General features: G+C 54.3%; 17 protein-coding genes. 10 read left to right on the forward strand and 7 right to left on the reverse strand.

Translation table 11 applies throughout. From position 1 onward, the window contains the following. Window positions 1-52: 52 nt before the first annotated feature. The 3 genes from OGY07_RS16835 to mtnN are packed head-to-tail and all read right to left on the reverse strand — an operon-like array spanning window position 53 to window position 2205. Window positions 53-676 carry a TRIC cation channel family protein gene (locus OGY07_RS16835; protein ID WP_042289905.1) on the reverse strand — a complete coding sequence of 208 codons (624 nt, stop codon included), beginning with the start codon at window positions 674-676 and terminating at the stop codon, window positions 53-55. A gap of 37 nt (window positions 677-713) precedes the next feature. After that, window positions 714-1514: a vitamin B12 ABC transporter substrate-binding protein BtuF gene (gene btuF, locus OGY07_RS16840; protein ID WP_181821941.1), complete on the reverse strand. Its 801-nt coding sequence runs from the start codon at window positions 1512-1514 to the stop codon at window positions 714-716. Then, a complete protein-coding gene (gene mtnN, locus OGY07_RS16845) occupies window positions 1507-2205 on the reverse strand; it encodes a 5'-methylthioadenosine/S-adenosylhomocysteine nucleosidase (RefSeq protein WP_042289900.1) in 699 nt (232 codons plus the stop codon). Before mtnN ends, btuF begins: the two co-directional genes overlap by 8 nt. Before the next feature lie 80 nt (window positions 2206-2285). Between mtnN and dgt the strand changes: the two genes are divergently transcribed. From dgt to cdaR, 3 genes are all read left to right on the forward strand, one after another. After that, window positions 2286-3803, forward strand: a complete 1518-nt coding sequence (gene dgt, locus OGY07_RS16850; RefSeq protein ID WP_060570030.1) for a dGTPase — start codon at window positions 2286-2288, stop codon at window positions 3801-3803. Between the two features lie 129 nt (window positions 3804-3932). Further along, on the forward strand, window positions 3933-5354 hold the full coding sequence (gene degP, locus OGY07_RS16855; RefSeq protein WP_042289896.1) for a serine endoprotease DegP: 1422 nt from the start codon (window positions 3933-3935) through the stop codon (window positions 5352-5354). 147 nt (window positions 5355-5501) lie between these two features. Further along, the gene (cdaR, locus tag OGY07_RS16860) at window positions 5502-6659 is read left to right on the forward strand and encodes a DNA-binding transcriptional regulator CdaR (RefSeq protein ID WP_042289894.1); all 1158 of its coding nucleotides are present in this window, start codon (window positions 5502-5504) and stop codon (window positions 6657-6659) included. Between the two features lie 88 nt (window positions 6660-6747). On the opposite strand, the gene OGY07_RS16865 is transcribed toward cdaR, so the two are convergent. The 4 genes from OGY07_RS16865 to map all read right to left on the reverse strand — a co-directional run bounded on the left by OGY07_RS16865 (window position 6748) and on the right by map (window position 11673). After that, window positions 6748-7134, reverse strand: coding sequence for a DUF3461 family protein (locus OGY07_RS16865; RefSeq protein ID WP_042289892.1), 387 nt, complete (start codon window positions 7132-7134; stop codon window positions 6748-6750). Window positions 7135-7243: 109 nt separating this feature from the next. Beyond that, window positions 7244-8068 (reverse strand): 2,3,4,5-tetrahydropyridine-2,6-dicarboxylate N-succinyltransferase, encoded by an 825-nt coding sequence (gene dapD / locus OGY07_RS16870; protein ID WP_042289888.1) that lies wholly within the window; start codon window positions 8066-8068, stop codon window positions 7244-7246. A 31-nt stretch (window positions 8069-8099) separates the two neighbouring features. Then, on the reverse strand, window positions 8100-10772 hold the full coding sequence (gene glnD / locus OGY07_RS16875) for a bifunctional uridylyltransferase/uridylyl-removing protein GlnD (RefSeq protein WP_286601831.1): 2673 nt from the start codon (window positions 10770-10772) through the stop codon (window positions 8100-8102). A gap of 106 nt (window positions 10773-10878) precedes the next feature. Continuing rightward, the gene (gene map, locus OGY07_RS16880) at window positions 10879-11673 is read right to left on the reverse strand and encodes a type I methionyl aminopeptidase (protein ID WP_042289882.1); all 795 of its coding nucleotides are present in this window, start codon (window positions 11671-11673) and stop codon (window positions 10879-10881) included. Between the two features lie 322 nt (window positions 11674-11995). Between map and rpsB the strand changes: the two genes are divergently transcribed. The 7 genes from rpsB (at window position 11996) to cdsA (ending at window position 18714) form a co-directional block, all read left to right on the forward strand. Further along, entirely contained in the window at window positions 11996-12721 is a 726-nt protein-coding gene (gene rpsB, locus OGY07_RS16885; protein WP_012904553.1) for a 30S ribosomal protein S2, read from the forward strand. Between the two features lie 138 nt (window positions 12722-12859). After that, window positions 12860-13711, forward strand: coding sequence for a translation elongation factor Ts (gene tsf / locus OGY07_RS16890; RefSeq protein ID WP_042289878.1), 852 nt, complete (start codon window positions 12860-12862; stop codon window positions 13709-13711). 151 nt (window positions 13712-13862) lie between these two features. Further along, window positions 13863-14588 (forward strand): UMP kinase, encoded by a 726-nt coding sequence (gene pyrH / locus OGY07_RS16895; RefSeq protein WP_042289874.1) that lies wholly within the window; start codon window positions 13863-13865, stop codon window positions 14586-14588. A 333-nt stretch (window positions 14589-14921) separates the two neighbouring features. Then, window positions 14922-15479 carry a ribosome recycling factor gene (gene frr / locus OGY07_RS16900; RefSeq protein ID WP_042289871.1) on the forward strand — a complete coding sequence of 186 codons (558 nt, stop codon included), beginning with the start codon at window positions 14922-14924 and terminating at the stop codon, window positions 15477-15479. Window positions 15480-15582: 103 nt separating this feature from the next. Next, entirely contained in the window at window positions 15583-16779 is a 1197-nt protein-coding gene (ispC, locus tag OGY07_RS16905) for a 1-deoxy-D-xylulose-5-phosphate reductoisomerase (RefSeq protein ID WP_042289867.1), read from the forward strand. 306 nt (window positions 16780-17085) lie between these two features. Further along, window positions 17086-17844 carry a (2E,6E)-farnesyl-diphosphate-specific ditrans,polycis-undecaprenyl-diphosphate synthase gene (gene ispU, locus OGY07_RS16910; RefSeq protein ID WP_042289866.1) on the forward strand — a complete coding sequence of 253 codons (759 nt, stop codon included), beginning with the start codon at window positions 17086-17088 and terminating at the stop codon, window positions 17842-17844. A gap of 12 nt (window positions 17845-17856) precedes the next feature. Further along, a complete protein-coding gene (gene cdsA / locus OGY07_RS16915) occupies window positions 17857-18714 on the forward strand; it encodes a phosphatidate cytidylyltransferase (RefSeq protein ID WP_042289864.1) in 858 nt (285 codons plus the stop codon). Window positions 18715-18725: the final 11 nt, after the last annotated feature.

Genomic DNA, 18725 nt, shown 5'->3' on the forward strand with positions numbered 1-18725 from the left:
TCCCGGATGGCGGCTAACGTTTTATCCGGCCTGCGCTTCTCGCCCCGATGCCTTAACGCCCATTCTCATCTAATGCAAACGTCGGCAGCTTCAGATGCCAGCGGATCGCCGCCAGGCGAATGAATAATGTCACGATCATCCCCATCATACTTGCCGTTTCCAGCGGGATCGCAAAAGTATAAAACGCGGTGGCGTGAACAATTCCGCCAATAATGCAGGCTGTGGCGTAAATCTCAGTCCGCAAAATCATCGGGATTTCACGCGCCAGCACGTCGCGGATAATCCCGCCGCCGACGCCGGTGATCACGCCCATACAGATTGCGACCAACGGACCGGTGCCGGCAATAAACGCTTTATTGACGCCAATCCCGACGAATACCGCCAGACCGACGGCGTCGAGTACCGGCAGCATCCATTTGGGCAAGCGCCTGGGCTGGCGCACCAACAATATCGTCAGCATACTGGTGACCATCGCCACCACCAGATCGGTCGGATCTTTCACCCAAAACACCGGCCCGTTATCCAGCGCCATATCACGGATCGTTCCACCGCCGACGGCTGTCACGACGCCCAGAACCAGTACGCCGAACGGGTCCATGCGCAATTTTCCAGCCAGCAATACGCCAGAGATAGCAAATACCGCGGTACCGACAATATCCAGCCAATAGACGAGCATCACGTTATCCTCAAGACCAGCCGTGCTGTGACGGGTTTTACTTCACCTGTGAAAGCGCACTACAGAGTTGTTTTGCGGCGAGGATAATACGCGGGCTGGCGCGTTCAAACCAGTCACTGGTTAAAGGAATAACCGGAATAGTGAGCTGATCGCCCCAGTATCGCTGAATTTTGCGGGTTTCATCCGCATCGCCTGCCACCACGATCGCCTGCGGAGCGCGCGCCAGCACCTGTTCTCGGCTTACCTGCGGCCAGGGAACCCGGCTATTGGCAAAGATATTTTCTCCGCCACACAGCTCCAGCACCTGGTTTTGAATCGATCCTTTTGCGCTGGTAAACGGCGGATTGATGCCAAACTGGAGAAAGACGCGTTTTTTGGCTTTCGCCGCGTTCGCCGATTTTAGTTGATGATAGTCGTCCAGCAGGCTTTGTGCGGCGCGTTGCGCTTTTTCCGGCTCCGGGCTCCAGGCGGCTAATTTTTTCAGCGTGTCGGCAATTTGTTCGATGGTGACGGCATCCACCCACATCACCTGGATCCCTAACGAGGTGAGCTGATTAACCTGTCGTTCCGCATTGCCGCCGCGCCAGGCGATAACCAGATCGGGTTTCAGCGCCACAATGCGTTCCAGATTCATGCCCTGCCAGGTGGACACTTGTTCAATATTCTTTGCCGCTGGCGGATAGTCGGAATAGCTGCTGACGCCGACGGGGGTGATGCCTGCGGCAAAGGCGAGTTCGGTATTGGCGGGAGAAAGGGAAATCACGCGCGGTGCGGCTGACAGCCACACCGGCAGCAGAATCAGCAGGGCGACAAACGCCCTGAAGAATGCGTTAACCATGCGCCAGTTTCTGCACCAGCGTTTCGACCATCAGGCTGGACTGTTTGGCCGCGACGGCCAGGAACTCGTCAAAGCTCAGGTGCGACTGCTGGTCTGCGACGTCAGAAATAGCGCGAACCACCACAAACGGAACTTTAAAGTTATGGCAGACGTGCGCGATCGCGGTAGCTTCCATTTCAACAGCAACCGCCTGCGGGAAGTTATGGCGGATTTTCGCCAGCCCCACGGAGCCGTTAATGAAGGCGTCGCCGCTGACAATCAGCCCGCGAACCGCGTTCAGGTTTAACGCCGCAATGCAGGATTCCGCCGCCGCGATCAGCGTTTCGTCGGCTTTAAACCCTGCCGGACAGCCCGGAAGCTGACCGAATTCATAGCCGAAGGCGGTAACATCGGCGTCATGATAGCGTGCTTCATCAGACACCACGATATCACCCACTTTTAACGTTGGCGCCAGACCGCCTGCGGAACCGGTATTAATAATCACGTCCGGCTTGCAGTGTTCAAGAAGCAGCGTCGCGCCCAGCGCTGCAGCCACTTTACCAATGCCGGATTTCAGCAGCGCAACGTCGGTGCCGTTTAACTGACCGGTGTAGATTTCACAACCGCCCAGGCTGAACGTTTGACGGTTTTCGATTTTGTCACGCAGCAGCGTAACTTCTTCTTCCATTGCACCAATGATGCCGATTTTCATAGATTTACTCGCGCCAGGTGAGATTTAAAGGCATAGTCTATCATGCGCTTAACGGGAAGTGCATGTTCATGGGGGAGGAGATGGCTCAGATTGATTTCCGCAAAAAAATAAACTGGCATCGTCGTTACCGCTCACCTCAGGGGGTGAAGACTGAGCATGAGATCCTGCGCATCTTTGAGAGTGACCGTGGGCGCATTATTAACTCTCCGGCGATCCGCCGTTTGCAGCAAAAGACGCAGGTGTTTCCGCTGGAGCGCAACGCGGCGGTGCGCACCCGTCTTACCCATTCGCTGGAAGTGCAGCAGGTGGGACGCTATATCGCCAAAGAAGTGTTGAGCCGTCTTAAGGAACTGCAACTGCTGGCGCATTACGGGCTGGACGAACTGACCGGTCCCTTCGAAAGCATTGTCGAAATGTCCTGCCTGATGCACGACATTGGGAATCCGCCGTTCGGTCATTTTGGCGAAGCGGCAATCAACGACTGGTTTCGCCAGCGTCTGCATCCGGCAGATGCCGAAAGCCAGCCGCTGACGGAGGACCGCTGTATTGTCGCCGCGCTGCGCCTGAGCGAAGGGGAGGAGTCCCTGAATGACATCCGGCGCAAAGTCCGCCAGGATTTATGCCATTTCGAAGGCAATGCGCAGGGGATACGTCTGGTGCATACCTTAATGCGCATGAACCTGACCTGGGCGCAGGTGGGCGGGATTTTAAAATATACCCGTCCGGCATGGTGGCGGGGGGAAACGCCTACGACGCATCATTATTTAATGAAAAAACCGGGCTACTATCTTTCTGAAGAGTCCTATATTGCAAGGTTACGTCAGGAACTTGATCTCGCGCTTTACAGTCGCTTTCCATTAACCTGGATCATGGAAGCCGCTGACGATATTTCTTATTGCGTGGCCGATCTTGAGGACGCCGTAGAGAAAAGAATTTTCAGCGTAGAGCAGTTGTATCACCATTTGCACGAGGCCTGGGGCGAGCACGAAAAAGGCTCTCTGTTTGCGCAGGTGGTGGAAAATGCGTGGGAGAAATCCCGCGCAAATACGCTGAGTCGGAGTACGGAAGATCAATTCTTTATGTATTTGCGGGTGAACACGCTAAATAAGCTGGTGCCTTATGCCGCGCAGCGTTTTATTGATAATCTTGAGCAGATCTTTGAGGGTACTTTTAATCAGGCGTTACTGGAAGATGGCAGCAGCGTTAGCCGTTTGCTTAAGCTCTATAAAAATGTCGCCATAAAACATGTGTTTAGCCACCCCGACGTGGAACAACTCGAGCTGCAGGGGTATCGCGTTATCAGTGGGTTATTAGACATTTACCGGCCTTTATTAAGTCTTCCATTAGCAGACTTCAGCGAGCTGGTGGAAAAAGAGCGGCTGATACGCTTTCCGATAGAATCCAGATTATTTCAGAAACTCTCCACTCGTCATCGACTGGCGTACATTGAAGCCGTCAGTAAATTAGCGTCAGATTCCCCCGAGTATCCGGTGCTGGAATATTATTACCGTTGCCGTCTGATCCAGGATTATATCAGCGGCATGACAGACCTCTACGCGTGGGATGAATATCGACGGCTCATGGCGGTCGAGCAATAAAGCAACTTTTGTAAAGACGGACAATAAATTTTTACTTTTTCCATAAACTTTTGTCCGGAACTTAGCGCTATAAAATGAATCTGACGTACACAGCAATTTTGCGTTATCTGTTAATCGAGATTGATACACATGAAAAAAACCACATTAGCAATGAGTGCACTGGCTCTGAGTTTAGGTTTGGCGTTATCTCCGCTTTCTGCCACGGCTGCTGAAACCGCCTCAGCAACGACCGCTCAGCAGATGCCAAGTCTGGCGCCGATGCTCGAAAAAGTGATGCCATCGGTGGTCAGCATTAACGTTGAAGGTAGCACAACCGTAAATACGCCGCGTATGCCGCGTAATTTCCAGCAGTTCTTTGGTGATGACTCCCCGTTCTGCCAGGAGGGTTCTCCGTTCCAGAGTTCCCCGTTCTGTCAGGGAGGCCCTGGGGGTAACGGCGGCCAGCAACAAAAATTCATGGCGCTGGGTTCTGGCGTCATCATTGATGCCGCGAAAGGCTATGTCGTCACCAACAACCACGTGGTGGACAACGCCACGGTAATCAAAGTACAGCTGAGCGATGGCCGTAAATTCGACGCCAAAATTGTCGGCAAAGATCCGCGCTCTGACATCGCGCTGATCCAAATCCAGGATCCGAAAAACCTGACGGCGATTAAACTGGCTGACTCCGACGCGCTGCGTGTCGGCGACTACACGGTGGCCATCGGTAACCCGTTTGGTCTGGGCGAAACCGTCACTTCCGGTATCGTCTCGGCGCTGGGCCGTAGCGGTCTGAACGCGCAAAACTATGAAAACTTTATCCAGACTGACGCGGCGATCAACCGCGGTAACTCTGGTGGCGCGCTGGTTAACCTTAATGGTGAACTGATCGGTATTAACACCGCTATCCTTGCGCCGGACGGCGGCAACATTGGTATCGGCTTCGCCATCCCAAGCAACATGGTGAAAAACCTCACATCCCAGATGGTGGAATTCGGTCAGGTGAAACGCGGCGAGCTGGGCATTATGGGTACCGAACTGAACTCTGAGCTGGCGAAGGCGATGAAAGTCGACGCACAGCGCGGCGCGTTCGTCAGCCAGGTGATGCCAAACTCTTCGGCGGCGAAAGCGGGCATTAAAGCCGGGGATGTTATTACCTCCCTGAACGGCAAGCCCATCAGCAGCTTTGCCGCGCTGCGGGCGCAGGTCGGCACCATGCCGGTCGGCAGCAAGCTCACCCTCGGACTGTTGCGTGACGGCAAGCCGGTGACCGTGAATCTGGAACTGCAGCAGAGCAGCCAGAATCAGGTGGATTCCAGCTCTATTTTCAGCGGCATTGAGGGCGCTGAAATGAGCAACAAAGGCAAGGATCAAGGCGTGGTGGTGAATAACGTGAAAGCGAATTCTCCAGCGGCGCAGATTGGTCTGAAGAAAGGAGACGTGATTGTCGGCGCTAACCAGCAGGCGGTGAAAAACATCGCTGAGCTGCGCAAGATCCTCGACAGCAAGCCGTCTGTCCTCGCGCTGAATATTCAGCGTGGCGATAGCTCCATCTATTTGCTGATGCAGTAATCTCCCCACCCCCTTCCCGAACAGGGAAGGGGGTTCTTTTTGTGATACCCCCCACAACTCCATACTTCTTTGCTTCGCTTTGTGCATTTGCACAATGCTGCGATTAGTCATCTTCCTTATGCTTGAGCTCTGCTCACAGGAGGGTTTATGGCTGGCTGGCATCTTGATACCAAAATGGCGCAGGATATCGTGGCGCGGACGATGCGCATCATTGATACCAATATCAACGTAATGGATGCCCGCGGGCGGATTATCGGCAGCGGCGATCGTGAGCGTATTGGTGAATTGCACGAAGGCGCGCTGCTGGTGCTCTCTCAGGGACGCGTGGTTGATATTGACGACGCGGTGGCGCGGCACTTGCACGGTGTGCGTCAGGGGATCAACCTACCGTTGCGTCTGGAAGGGGAGATCGTTGGCGTGATCGGTCTGACCGGCGAGCCGGAGCACCTGCGCAAATATGGCGAGCTGGTATGCATGACGGCAGAAATGATGCTGGAGCAGTCACGTCTGATGCACCTGTTGGCGCAGGACAGCCGTCTGCGTGAAGAACTGGTGATGAACCTGATTCAGGCGGAAGAAAACACCCCGGCGCTGACCGAGTGGGCGCAGCGTCTGGGCATCGATCTCAATCAGCCGCGCGTGGTGGCGGTGGTGGAAGTCGACAGCGGACAGCTTGGCGTCGACAGCGCCATGGCGGAACTGCAGCAATTGCAAAATGCGCTGACCACCCCCGAGCGCAATAACCTGATCGCGATTGTCTCGCTGACCGAAATGGTGGTGTTAAAACCGGCGCTGAATCAGTTTGGTCGCTGGGATGCAGAAGATCACCGCAGGCGCGTTGAGCAGCTTATTTCGCGGATGAAAGAGAATGGGCAACTGCGTTTTCGCGTCGCGTTGGGCAACTACTTTACCGGCCCCGGCAGTATCGCCCGCTCATACCGTACCGCCCGCACCACCATGATGGTCGGCAAGCAGCGCATGCCGGACAGCCGCAGTTATTTTTATCAGGATTTAATGTTGCCGGTGCTGCTCGACAGTCTGCGCGGCGGTTGGCAGGCTAACGAGCTGGCGCGCCCTTTAGCGCGACTGAAGGCAATGGATAATAACGGCCTGTTGCGCCGAACGCTGGCGGCGTGGTTCCGTCATAATGTGCAGCCGCTGGCAACGTCAAAGGCGCTGTTTATTCATCGTAATACGCTGGAGTACCGACTGAACCGTATTTCAGAGCTGACCGGGTTGGATCTGGGGAATTTTGACGACAGATTGTTATTGTATGTGGCGCTACAACTTGATGAACAACGGTAATTTTTGCCTGATGGCGCAGCACTGATCGGGCCTACAAAGGACAGGAGGCGTAGGCTGGACGTGGGCGGCGCCATCTGGCAACAATCGCTTACTTACGCGTCAATTTTTCCAGATCGGCCTCAATTTCGGTGATCTTATTCGCGACCACGCTTTCCAGATGGCGTAAGTCGTCAAGGATCTTGCGCTTCAGATCGACTTCGGTGCGATCGCGCTGGCAGATCTGATCCAGCTCGTCGATAACATAGCGCAGGTTGGGGCTGATCTCCTGCACCTCTTTGTAACCCTGCCCAATACCGTCGGCGACCACGGTTTTACGTTGCCGTGGGTATTTAAACTTCACGCTCTTGGCAAAGAATTCGCCTTTATCCTTCTGGAAATAGATTTTCAGGATATCGTTGTTGGCTTCTTGCCGCAGGCTGTAACGATCGATTTCTTCAGGATTGGTAATGCCCAGACTTTTCAGATTGTCGTACATAGCGGTACCCTTAATCTCAACATAACCTATGAATAATTAACGAAAAGCCCCGTTTCCGCCACTTCAGGCGATAAAAAAAGCGGGCTATGCCCGCTTTTTCAAATCATTGTCAGTCGATGGTACGTAACAACTCATTGATGCCGACCTTGCCGCGCGTTTTGGCATCGACCTTTTTCACAATCACCGCGCAGTAAAGACTGTATTTGCCATCTTTCGACGGCAGGTTGCCGGAAACGACAACAGAACCTGCCGGAACGCGGCCATAATGCACTTCGCCGGTTTCACGATCATAAATACGGGTGCTCTGGCCGATGTAAACGCCCATCGAAATCACGGAACCTTCTTCCACGATCACGCCTTCCACGACTTCTGAACGCGCGCCGATAAAGCAGTTATCTTCGATGATGGTCGGGTTCGCCTGCAGCGGCTCCAGTACGCCGCCGATGCCGACGCCGCCGGAGAGATGAACGTTTTTACCGATCTGCGCGCAGGAGCCGACGGTCGCCCAGGTATCAACCATCGTACCTTCATCAACATAGGCGCCGATATTAACGTAAGACGGCATCAGCACGGTGTTACGGGCAATGAACGCCCCCTGGCGCACCGCCGCAGGTGGCACCACGCGGAAGCCTTCTTTCTGAAAACGCGCTTCGTCATAGTCAGCAAATTTCATCGGCACTTTATCGAAGTAGCGACTTTCCGCGCCGTCGATAACCTGGTTATCGTTAATACGGAAAGAGAGCAGTACCGCTTTCTTCAGCCACTGGTGCGTTACCCACTGGCCGTCGATTTTTTCTGCAACACGCAGTGCGCCGGAATCCAGCAGGGAAATCACCTGATTCACCGCTTCACGGGTCACGGTATCTACATTCGCCGGCGTGATCTCGGCACGGCGCTCAAAAGCGGTCTCAATAACGTTCTGTAACTGCTGCATTGGTAAACTCTTTCCCTAATAAAAAAACACACTACCCTTTATCGTTTGGATTGAGGGCCTCTGTCAACCGTTGATGCACTTCCTGCTGGAGCGCATTATTAAGGGCACGCCGGTCCGCGGTGGCGATTATGAATAAATCTTCTACTCGCTCGCCAATGGTTGTAATTCGGGCGCCGTGAAGCGAAATTCCCAGATCGGCAAAAATTTGCCCGACCCGCGCCAGCAGTCCGGGCTGGTCGAGCGCAATCAGTTCGAGGAACGATTTCCGGTCAGTGTGCGTCGGCAAAAACGTCACTTCGGTATCCACGGTAAAGTGACGCAATTTAGCCGGCTGGCGACGCGGCTGCGGCGGTTGCCAACTGCGCTGGGTGATCGCCTGTTCCAGTCCTGAGCGGATCGCTTCGTGGCGATCGGATGACAGCGGGCTGCCATCCGGCTCCAGGACGATAAACGTATCCATCGCCATGCCGTCGCGGGTGGTGAAGATCTGCGCATCGTGGACGCTGAGATTACGCCTGTCCAGTTCAGCGCAGACGGCGGCAAACAGGTAAGGGCGGTCCGGACTCCAGATAAAAATTTCCGTTCCGCCGCGCGTCGCCTGCGGACTGAGCAAAATCAGCGGCTTGCTCAGGTCGTGCTGAAGCAGATGTCGCGCGTGCCAGGCCAGTTGATTTGGGCTGTGACGGACAAAATAGTTGGCGCGACAGCGCGACCAGATATGGTGCAGCGCCTCTTCATCAATATTGTCCATCCGTAATAGCGCCAGCGCCTGAAGCTGATGATGGCGTACGCGCTCGCGCATATCTGGCGTATTCTGCATGCCGCGGCGCAGCTGTTTCTCTGTGGCGAAGTACAGTTCGCGCAGCAGGCTTTGCTTCCAGCTATTCCACAGCGTTTCGTTGGTGGCGCATATGTCGGCCACTGTCAGGCAGACGAGAAAGCGCAAGCGGTGCTCCGTCTGTACTTCTTCGGCAAACTGCTTGATCACCTCCGGATCCTGAATATCGCGGCGCTGGGCGGTAACTGACATCAGCAGATGTTGCCGTACCAGCCAGGCCACCAGTTGGGTCTCCCGCGAGTTCAGGCCATGCAGCTCGGCGAATTTGAGCACGTCCTGCGCGCCCAGCACGGAGTGGTCGCCGCCGCGTCCTTTGGCGATGTCGTGGAACAGAGCGGCGATCAGAATCAGCTCCGGCTGACGCAGACGGGGCCACAGATCCACACACAGCGGGTGGCGCTGGCGGGTCTCTTCTTTGGCGAAGCTTTCCAGCTTCAGCATCACGCGAATGGTGTGTTCATCCACTGTGTAAGCGTGGAACAGATCGAACTGCATCTGTCCGACAATGTGCGACCACTGGGGCATATAGGCCCACAGCACGCTATGGCGGTGCATGGGCAGCAGGCCGCGGCTGACCGCGCCAGGGTGACGCAGCATGCTGAGAAACAGCGAACGCGCTTCCGGGATGTAGCACAGCGGCTGGTTCAGATGACGTCGGGCGTGGCGCAGATGGCGCAGGGTGGTGGAGTAGATCCCGGTGATCGCGCTATTGCGCACCATGGTATAGAACATCCGCAGGATCGCTTCCGGCTCGCGGATAAACAGATCGTCGTGACGCAGGTCGATCAGCGTGCCGCGCAGTTGAAAGTCATCGTCGATCGGGCGGGGTTTTTCGTCCGCCGGCAAGGCGAGGATGGCTTCGTCAAACAACTGGAGCAGCATCTGGTTCAGTTCGCTGACCCGCCGCGTCACCCGGAAGAAATCCTTCATCATTTGCTCGACCGGCTCGTTGCCTTCGCCACGGTAGTTGAGACGCTGGGCGACGCTAAGCTGGCGGTCAAACAACAGACGGTTGTCGTAACGGGGCACCACCAGATGCAGCGCAAAGCGGATCCGCCAGAGTATGTGCAGGCACTCGTTTAACTCCGCGCGTTCGGCCTGGGTCAAAAAGCCAAAACCGACCATCTCATCAAGGGAGGTGGCGCCAAAGTGACGGCGGGCGACCCACTGTAGCGTATGGATGTCGCGCAGGCCGCCGGGGCTGCTTTTGATATCCGGCTCGAGATTATAGCTGGTGCCGTGATAGCGCTGGTGGCGCTGGTTCTGTTCTTCGACTTTGGCGGCGTAGAACTTGTCGGACGGCCAGAAGCCTTCGCTGAAAATGTGTTTTTGCAGCTCAAGGAACAGCGCCACGTCGCCAATCAGCAGCCGGGTTTCGATCAGGTTGGTGGCGACGGTCAGATCCGACAGCCCTTCCAGCAGACACTCTTCAAGCGTACGTACGCTGTGACCGACCTCCAGCTTTACGTCCCACAGCAGCGTCAGCAGTTCACCCACTTTCTGCGCCTGGTCATCGGGTAATTTTTTGCGGCTTAAGATCAGCAGATCGATGTCGGAAAGCGGATGCAGTTCGCCGCGCCCGTAGCCGCCGACGGCGACCAGCGCCAGATCGGCAATCTGCCCGAATCCCGCGTCAATCCACAACCGTTGCAGCAGCTGATCAATAAACTCGGTTCGGGCTTCGATCAGCTGCTCGGCGGAGATCCCGCTGTCAAACGCGTCGCCCAGCCACTGCTGGAAGGTATCGATGTGGGACTTTATCCCGCTGACGGTGAGTTCGTCACGCGACCAACTGCCTGGGTTCTGCGGCTGGCCGGGAAGGGTGGGAAGTGCGGTATTCGCGTGCTGTTCAGGAAGAATATTCATTATGCGCCACCCATTAAAAAGCCGGATGTCGGCGAAACGCCTTATCCGGCCCAGGGAACACTGCAATTTCCAGGCCTGATAAGCGACAGCGCCATCAGGCAATCAGTTATTCGTCGTGCGTAATGACCGCCGGGATAGTGTCATCCTTGCGTAAGGTCAGAATTTCGCAGCCGTTTTCGGTTACTACAATAGTGTGCTCATATTGTGCAGACAAGCTTCTGTCTTTGGTTTTTACCGTCCAGCCATCCTTCATGGTGCGGATGCGGTAATCACCGGCATTCAGCATTGGCTCAATGGTGAACGTCATGCCCGGTTGCAGCACCACGCCGCCGTCGTCCGCATCGTAATGCAGTACCTGCGGTTCTTCATGGAAGCCGCGGCCAATACCGTGTCCGCAGTATTCGCGCACTACAGAGAAGCCTTCGCCTTCCGCGTATTTCTGAATCGCCGCGCCCAGGGCGCGCAGACGGATGCCCGGTTTTACCATACGCAGGGCCAGATACAGGCTCTCCTGCGTGACGCGGCACAGACGCTCGCCAAGGATAGTCGGCTTGCCGACGATAAACATTTTTGAGGTGTCGCCGTGGTATTCGTCTTTGATGACGGTGACGTCAATGTTGACGATATCGCCGTCTTTCAACAGCTTGGCATCGTCCGGGATCCCGTGGCATACCACTTCATTAATAGAGATGCAGACGGATTTCGGATAACCATGGTAACCGAGGCAGGCGGAAATCGCGTGCTGCTCGTTGACGATGTAGTCGTTACAAAGACGATCCAGTTCGCCCGTGCTGACGCCCGGTTTGATATGCGGTTCGATCATCTCCAGCACTTCCGCGGCCAGACGGCCCGCGACGCGCATTTTTTCGATTTCTTCAGGGGTCTTAATTGAGATAGCCATGTAATCTGTCCATCGGTGTCGATTTTTTCGACAATACTAGTGTAAGTATTGTCAATGGTATCAGTCAGGCGCACCCCGTGCCAAATTGAGAATCATTAACAGCACACTCAGCCAACAATTATTGGTGTCGGCGGTGTATTTGTGGTATAAAGCGCGCCGGACTTCCGTTCCATTCGAGACTACACAAGATGGACGGAAGCGACATATCTCACTTTGTGTAACAACACACACGTATCGGCACATATTCCGGGGTGCCCTTTGGGGTCGGTAATATGGGATACGTGGAGGCATAACCCCAACTTTATCTATAGAGGTTTTAATCATGGCAACTGTTTCCATGCGCGACATGCTCAAGGCTGGTGTTCACTTCGGTCACCAGACCCGTTACTGGAACCCGAAAATGAAGCCGTTCATCTTCGGTGCGCGTAACAAAGTTCACATCATCAACCTTGAGAAAACGGTACCGATGTTCAACGAAGCCCTGGCTGAGCTGAACAAGATTGCTTCTCGTAAAGGTAAAATCCTTTTCGTTGGTACTAAACGCGCTGCAAGCGAAGCGGTGAAAGAAGCTGCTAACAGCTGCGATCAGTTCTTCGTGAACCATCGCTGGCTGGGCGGTATGCTGACTAACTGGAAAACCGTTCGTCAGTCCATCAAACGTCTGAAAGACCTGGAAACTCAGTCTCAGGACGGTACTTTCGAAAAGCTGACCAAGAAAGAAGCGCTGATGCGTACGCGTGAGCTTGAGAAACTGGAAAACAGCCTGGGCGGTATCAAAGACATGGGCGGTCTGCCGGACGCGCTGTTCGTTATTGATGCTGACCATGAGCACATTGCTATCAAAGAAGCAAACAACCTGGGTATTCCGGTATTTGCTATCGTTGATACCAACTCTGATCCGGACGGTGTTGACTTCGTTATCCCGGGTAACGACGACGCAATCCGTGCTGTTAGCCTGTACCTGGGCGCTGTCGCTGCAACCGTTCGTGAAGGCCGTTCTCAGGATCTGGCTTCCCAGGCGGAAGAAAGCTTCGTAGAAGCTGAATAATAAGGAACGCTCGTTCGAGCCCCTTTTTGGACCAGGTAGTATCACGTTTGGTTAGGGGGCCTATCAATGGCCCCCTTTTTCACTTTTAAATCTGTGCGGTTTGACGCCGGGCAGATCAAATCTTCCGAGGATTTTAGAATGGCTGAAATTACCGCATCCCTGGTAAAAGAGCTGCGTGAGCGTACTGGCGCAGGCATGATGGATTGCAAAAAAGCACTGACTGAAGCGAATGGCGACATCGAGCTGGCAATCGAAAACATGCGTAAGTCCGGTGCGATCAAAGCAGCGAAAAAAGCAGGCAACGTTGCTGCTGACGGCGTAATCAAAACCAAAATCGAAGGCAATATCGCGTTCATTCTGGAAGTTAACTGCCAGACTGACTTCGTTGCGAAAGACGGCGGTTTCCAGGCTTTCGCTGACAAAGTACTGGACGCAGCGGTTGCGGGTAAAATCACTGACGTTGAAGTACTGAAAGCGCAGTTCGAAGAAGAGCGCGTTGCGCTGGTTGCGAAAATCGGCGAGAACATCAACATCCGTCGTATCGCTTCCCTGGAAGGCGACGTTCTGGGTAGCTACCAGCACGGTGCGCGCATCGGTGTTCTGGTTGCCGCGAAAGGCGCTGACGAAGAACTGGTTAAGCAGCTGGCAATGCATGTTGCGGCAAGCAAGCCGGAATTCGTTAAGCCGGAAGACGTGTCTGCTGAAGTGGTAGAGAAAGAATACCAGGTACAGCTGGACATCGCCATGCAGTCTGGCAAGCCGAAAGAAATCGCAGAGAAAATGGTTGAAGGCCGCATGAAGAAATTCACCGGCGAAGTTTCTCTGACTGGCCAGCCTTTCGTTATGGATCCGAGCAAGTCTGTTGGTCAGCTGCTGAAAGAGCACAACGCTGACGTGACTGGCTTCATCCGCTTCGAAGTGGGCGAAGGCATCGAAAAAGTTGAGACTGACTTCGCAGCAGAAGTTGCTGCAATGTCCAAGCAGTCTTAATGATTGAAAAGGAGCCGCCTGAGGGCGGCTTCTTTTTGTCACCCGTCACGCAAAATCAGTATGGCTCTTATTTCGTTGTACTGAGAAGCGACATATCATTGTCGCCAGAATTTACCCCCTTTTAAATCGTTGACAGTCTCAGGAAAGAAACATGGCTACCAATGCAAAACCCGTCTATAAACGTATTCTGCTTAAGTTGAGTGGCGAAGCTCTGCAGGGTTCGGAAGGCTTCGGTATTGACGCAAGCATACTGGATCGTATGGCTCAGGAAATCAAAGAACTGGTTGAACTGGGGATTCAGGTTGGTGTGGTTATTGGTGGCGGTAACCTGTTCCGTGGCGCAGGTCTGGCGAAAGCGGGAATGAACCGCGTTGTGGGCGACCACATGGGCATGCTGGCCACCGTGATGAACGGCCTGGCGATGCGCGATGCGCTCCATCGCGCCTATGTGAACGCTCGCCTGATGTCGGCGATTCCGCTTAACGGCGTGTGCGACAACTACAGCTGGGCGGAAGCGATCAGCCTGCTGCGTAATAACCGCGTGGTGATCCTCTCTGCCGGGACCGGTAACCCGTTCTTTACTACCGACTCTGCAGCCTGCCTGCGCGGTATTGAAATTGAAGCGGACGTTGTCCTGAAAGCAACCAAGGTGGATGGTGTATTCACCGCCGATCCGGCAAAAGATCCGTCGGCCACCATGTACGAGCAGCTGACCTACAGCGAAGTGCTGGAAAAAGAGCTAAAAGTGATGGATCTGGCGGCGTTTACGCTGGCGCGTGACCACAAATTGCCGATTCGCGTGTTCAACATGAACAAGCCGGGCGCGCTGCGTCGTGTGGTCATGGGTGAGAAAGAAGGGACGTTAATCACGGAGTAATTCCCGTGTTACACTTCATCTTTCAGGCTGTCTCTGCGTTGGCTGCCTTTGCTCACCCCAGCCACTTACATGTGTAAGCTGCTGGGAATAAATGAGGGGCATCCTTGTCCCTCACTGAAGGACGCCTGCGGCTGTTCAAATTTGTTCCTGACAAATTTGTCGTTCAGTTGCCGCCTTGATACAACCTGAATGATTTTGTGCAGAAATCGCGGTAAGATTTTGCGTCAGTATCGCGGGATTACCCGTAATATTTTAATCAGGGCTATACTAAGCGCATTTCCACTATGTGCAATTGTCTGGTCTGACTGAGACTAGTTTCCAAGGATTCGTAACGTGATTAGCGATATCAGAAAAGATGCTGAAGTACGCATGGACAAATGCGTTGAAGCATTCAAAACCCAAATCAGCAAAATTCGCACGGGTCGTGCTTCTCCCAGCCTGCTGGATGGCATTGTTGTGGAATATTACGGTACGCCGACGCCGCTGCGTCAGCTGGCAAGCGTAACGGTAGAAGATTCCCGTACCCTGAAAATCAACGTATTTGACCGTTCTCTGAGCCCGGCCGTTGAAAAAGCGATCATGGCGTCTGACCTCGGTCTGAACCCAAGTTCTGCCGGCAGCGATATCCGTGTTCCACTGCCGCCGCTGACTGAAGAACGTCGTAAAGACCTGACGAAAATCGTGCGTGGCGAAGCGGAGCAGGCTCGCGTTGCCGTGCGTAACGTGCGTCGTGACGCTAACGATAAAGTCAAGGCGCTGCTGAAAGACAAAGAGATCAGCGAAGATGATGACCGTCGTTCTCAGGACGATATTCAGAAACTGACCGATGCCGCTATCAAGAAAGTGGAAGCGGCGCTGGCAGACAAAGAAGCGGAACTGATGCAGTTCTGATTCACCGGTACGACGAAAACGCCGCTCAGAAGATCTTTTGGATCGGCTGGCGGCGTTTTGCTTTTTACCTTTTACCCTGTCTCACTTTCAGACTGGACGTTCAATGAAGCACATAACCCTTCTGGGCTCGACCGGCTCTATTGGTTGCAGCACGCTTGACGTGGTGCGCCAGAACCCTGACGACTTTCGCGTTGTCGCGCTGGTGGCAGGTAAAAATGTCACCCGTATGGTGGAGCAGTGCCTGGAATTCTCCCCGCATTACGCGGTGATGGATGATGAAGCCAGCGCAACGCTGCTAAAAGCCACGTTGCAGCAACACGGTTGCCGCACAGAGGTTCTTAGCGGGCAACAGGCAGCCTGTGAGATGGCGGCGCTGGATGATGTGGATCAAGTCATGGCGGCCATTGTGGGCGCAGCAGGGCTGTTGCCGACGCTGGCCGCCATTCGCGCCGGTAAAACCATTCTGCTGGCCAATAAAGAGTCGCTGGTCACCTGCGGACGCCTGTTTATGGACGCGGTAAAGCAAAGTGGCGCACGGCTTTTACCGGTGGACAGCGAGCATAACGCTATTTTTCAGAGTATGCCCCAACCCATTCAACACAATCTGGGATACGCTGACCTTGAGCAAAATGGCGTGATGTCGGTTTTGCTTACCGGGTCTGGTGGCCCGTTTCGGGAAACGCCGCTGCGCGATCTGGCCTCAATGACGCCCGAGCAGGCATGCCGTCACCCGAACTGGTCGATGGGGCGTAAAATTTCCGTCGACTCCGCCACCATGATGAATAAAGGTCTGGAATACATAGAAGCGCGTTGGTTGTTCAACGCCAGTGCCCGCCAGATGGACGTGCTGATTCATCCGCAGTCGGTTATTCACTCAATGGTGCGTTATCAGGACGGCAGCGTTCTGGCGCAACTGGGGGAGCCGGATATGCGTACGCCAATTGCCCATACCATGGCCTGGCCGAATCGCGTGACCTCGGGTGTTAAGCCGCTCGATTTCTGCCAGCTCAGCGCGCTGACTTTTAGCGCGCCGGACTATGAGCGCTATCCGTGCCTGAAACTGGCAATGGAAGCGTTTGAGCAAGGGCAGGCGGCAACCACTGCGTTGAATGCGGCAAACGAAATCGTCGTTGCTGCATTTCTTGCTGAAGAACTTCGCTTTACCGATATTGCCGATCTCAATTTAGCTGTGCTGGAACAGATGGACCTGCAAGAGCCTCAGAGTGTGGATGACGTCCTGCGAGTGGATGCCATTGCGCGAGAAGTCGCCAGAAAACAAGTGACGCGTCTCGCAAGCTGAGGATAATCCGGCTACAGAAGATCGTGCTATTTGTTAGCGTTGGGCTTCAGTGATATAGTCTGCGCCACCTGATCGCAGGTATTTGGCTTTTTTCGGTCAGGCAAGCCGTGGTTTGACACGGCTTTTTTGTGGATACGCAAAATCATTCAGGTTGCATCAGGGCGGCGAGTGGATGCGTTCCCGGGCGCGTACAGCGGTACGTGACGCGGGACAGCAAGCTGACAAGAGGCAGCCTGAAAGATGAAGTGTAAAAGGCTTCTGTATTCCTGAGTACCGCTAAATCCTTTCAGGGACTAAAAACGCGTTATGTTGTCTGCAACTCAACCAGTAAGCGAAAATTTGCCAGCACATGGCTGTCGTCATGTCGCGATCATTATGGATGGCAATGGTCGCTGGGCAAAAAAGCAAGGGAAGATTCGGGCATTCGGGCATAAGGCCGGAGCGAAATCCGTCCGCCGGGCCGTCTCTTTTGCTGCCAACAACGGTATTGATGCGTTAACGCTGTATGCCTTTAGTAGTGAAAACTGGAACCGACCAGCGCAGGAAGTTAGCGCGTTAATGGAGCTGTTTGTGTGGGCGCTTGACAGCGAAGTCAAAAGCCTGCACCGCCATAACGTCCGCCTGCGCATTATTGGCGATACCAGTCGATTTAACTCGCGTTTGCAGGAACGTATTCGTAAATCGGAAGCGCTAACTGCCCAGAATACCGGGCTGACGCTGAACATTGCGGCGAATTACGGCGGACGTTGGGATATTGTCCAGGGAGTCAGAAAACTGGCGGAACAGGTGCAGGACGGTGTACTGCGCCCGGAACAGATTGATGAAGAAATGCTCAACCAACAAATCTGTATGCATGAGCTGGCTCCGGTGGATTTAGTAATTAGGACTGGGGGAGAGCATAGAATAAGTAACTTTTTGCTTTGGCAAATTGCCTACGCCGAACTTTACTTTACTGATGTGCTCTGGCCCGATTTCGATGAACAAGACTTTGAAGGTGCGCTGCATGCCTTTGCTAATCGAGAGCGTCGTTTCGGCGGCACCGAGCCCGGTGATGACAAAGCCTGATGGGGGTCGCTTTTGCTGAAGTATCGCCTGATTTCTGCTTTTGTTTTAATACCCGTGGTCATCGCGGCGCTGTTTCTGCTGCCGCCGGTGGGGTTCGCTATTGTTACGCTGCTGGTGTGTATGCTGGCCGCGTGGGAATGGGGACAGTTAAGCGGTTTTGCCACTCGCACGCAACGCGTATGGCTGGCGGTACTGTGCGGGCTGTTACTCGCGCTAATGCTGTTTTTACTGCCGGAATACCATCATAATATTCACCAGCCGCTGGTCGAGGTCTCACTTTGGGCGTCGTTAGGCTGGTGGATCGTTGCTTTACTCCTGGTGTTTTTCTATCCCGGTTCAGCGGCGATCTGGCGTAATTCGAAGACATTACGCATAATTTTCGGCGTGTTGACTATCGTTCCCTTTTTCTGGGGCATGCTGGCGCTTCGCGCCTGGCATTATGACGATAATCATTACAGTGGCGCGATATGGCTACTCTATGTCATGATCCTCGTTTGGGGCGCGGACTCCGGGGCGTATATGTTTGGCAAACTGTTTGGCAAACATAAGCTGGCGCCGAAGGTGTCGCCAGGGAAAACCTGGCAGGGCTTTTTTGGCGGTCTCGCGACAGCAGCGGTAATCTCCTGGGGTTACAGCATGTGGGCGAACCTGGACGTTGCGCCGGTCACCTTGTTAATTTGCTCTATTATTGCCGCGCTGGCCTCTGTGCTGGGCGATCTCACAGAGAGCATGTTCAAGCGTGAAGCAGGAATTAAAGACAGCGGTCATTTGATTCCAGGACACGGTGGTATTCTGGACCGTATTGATAGCCTGACGGCGGCAGTACCGGTCTTTGCGTGCCTGTTGTTACTGGTATTCAAAACGCTTTAACGGAAGGTTTT

Origin of the sequence: Citrobacter sp. Cs237, assembly GCF_030332325.1 — a bacterium.
In the GTDB taxonomy this organism is placed as follows: Bacteria; Pseudomonadota; Gammaproteobacteria; order Enterobacterales; family Enterobacteriaceae; genus Citrobacter_A; species Citrobacter_A sedlakii.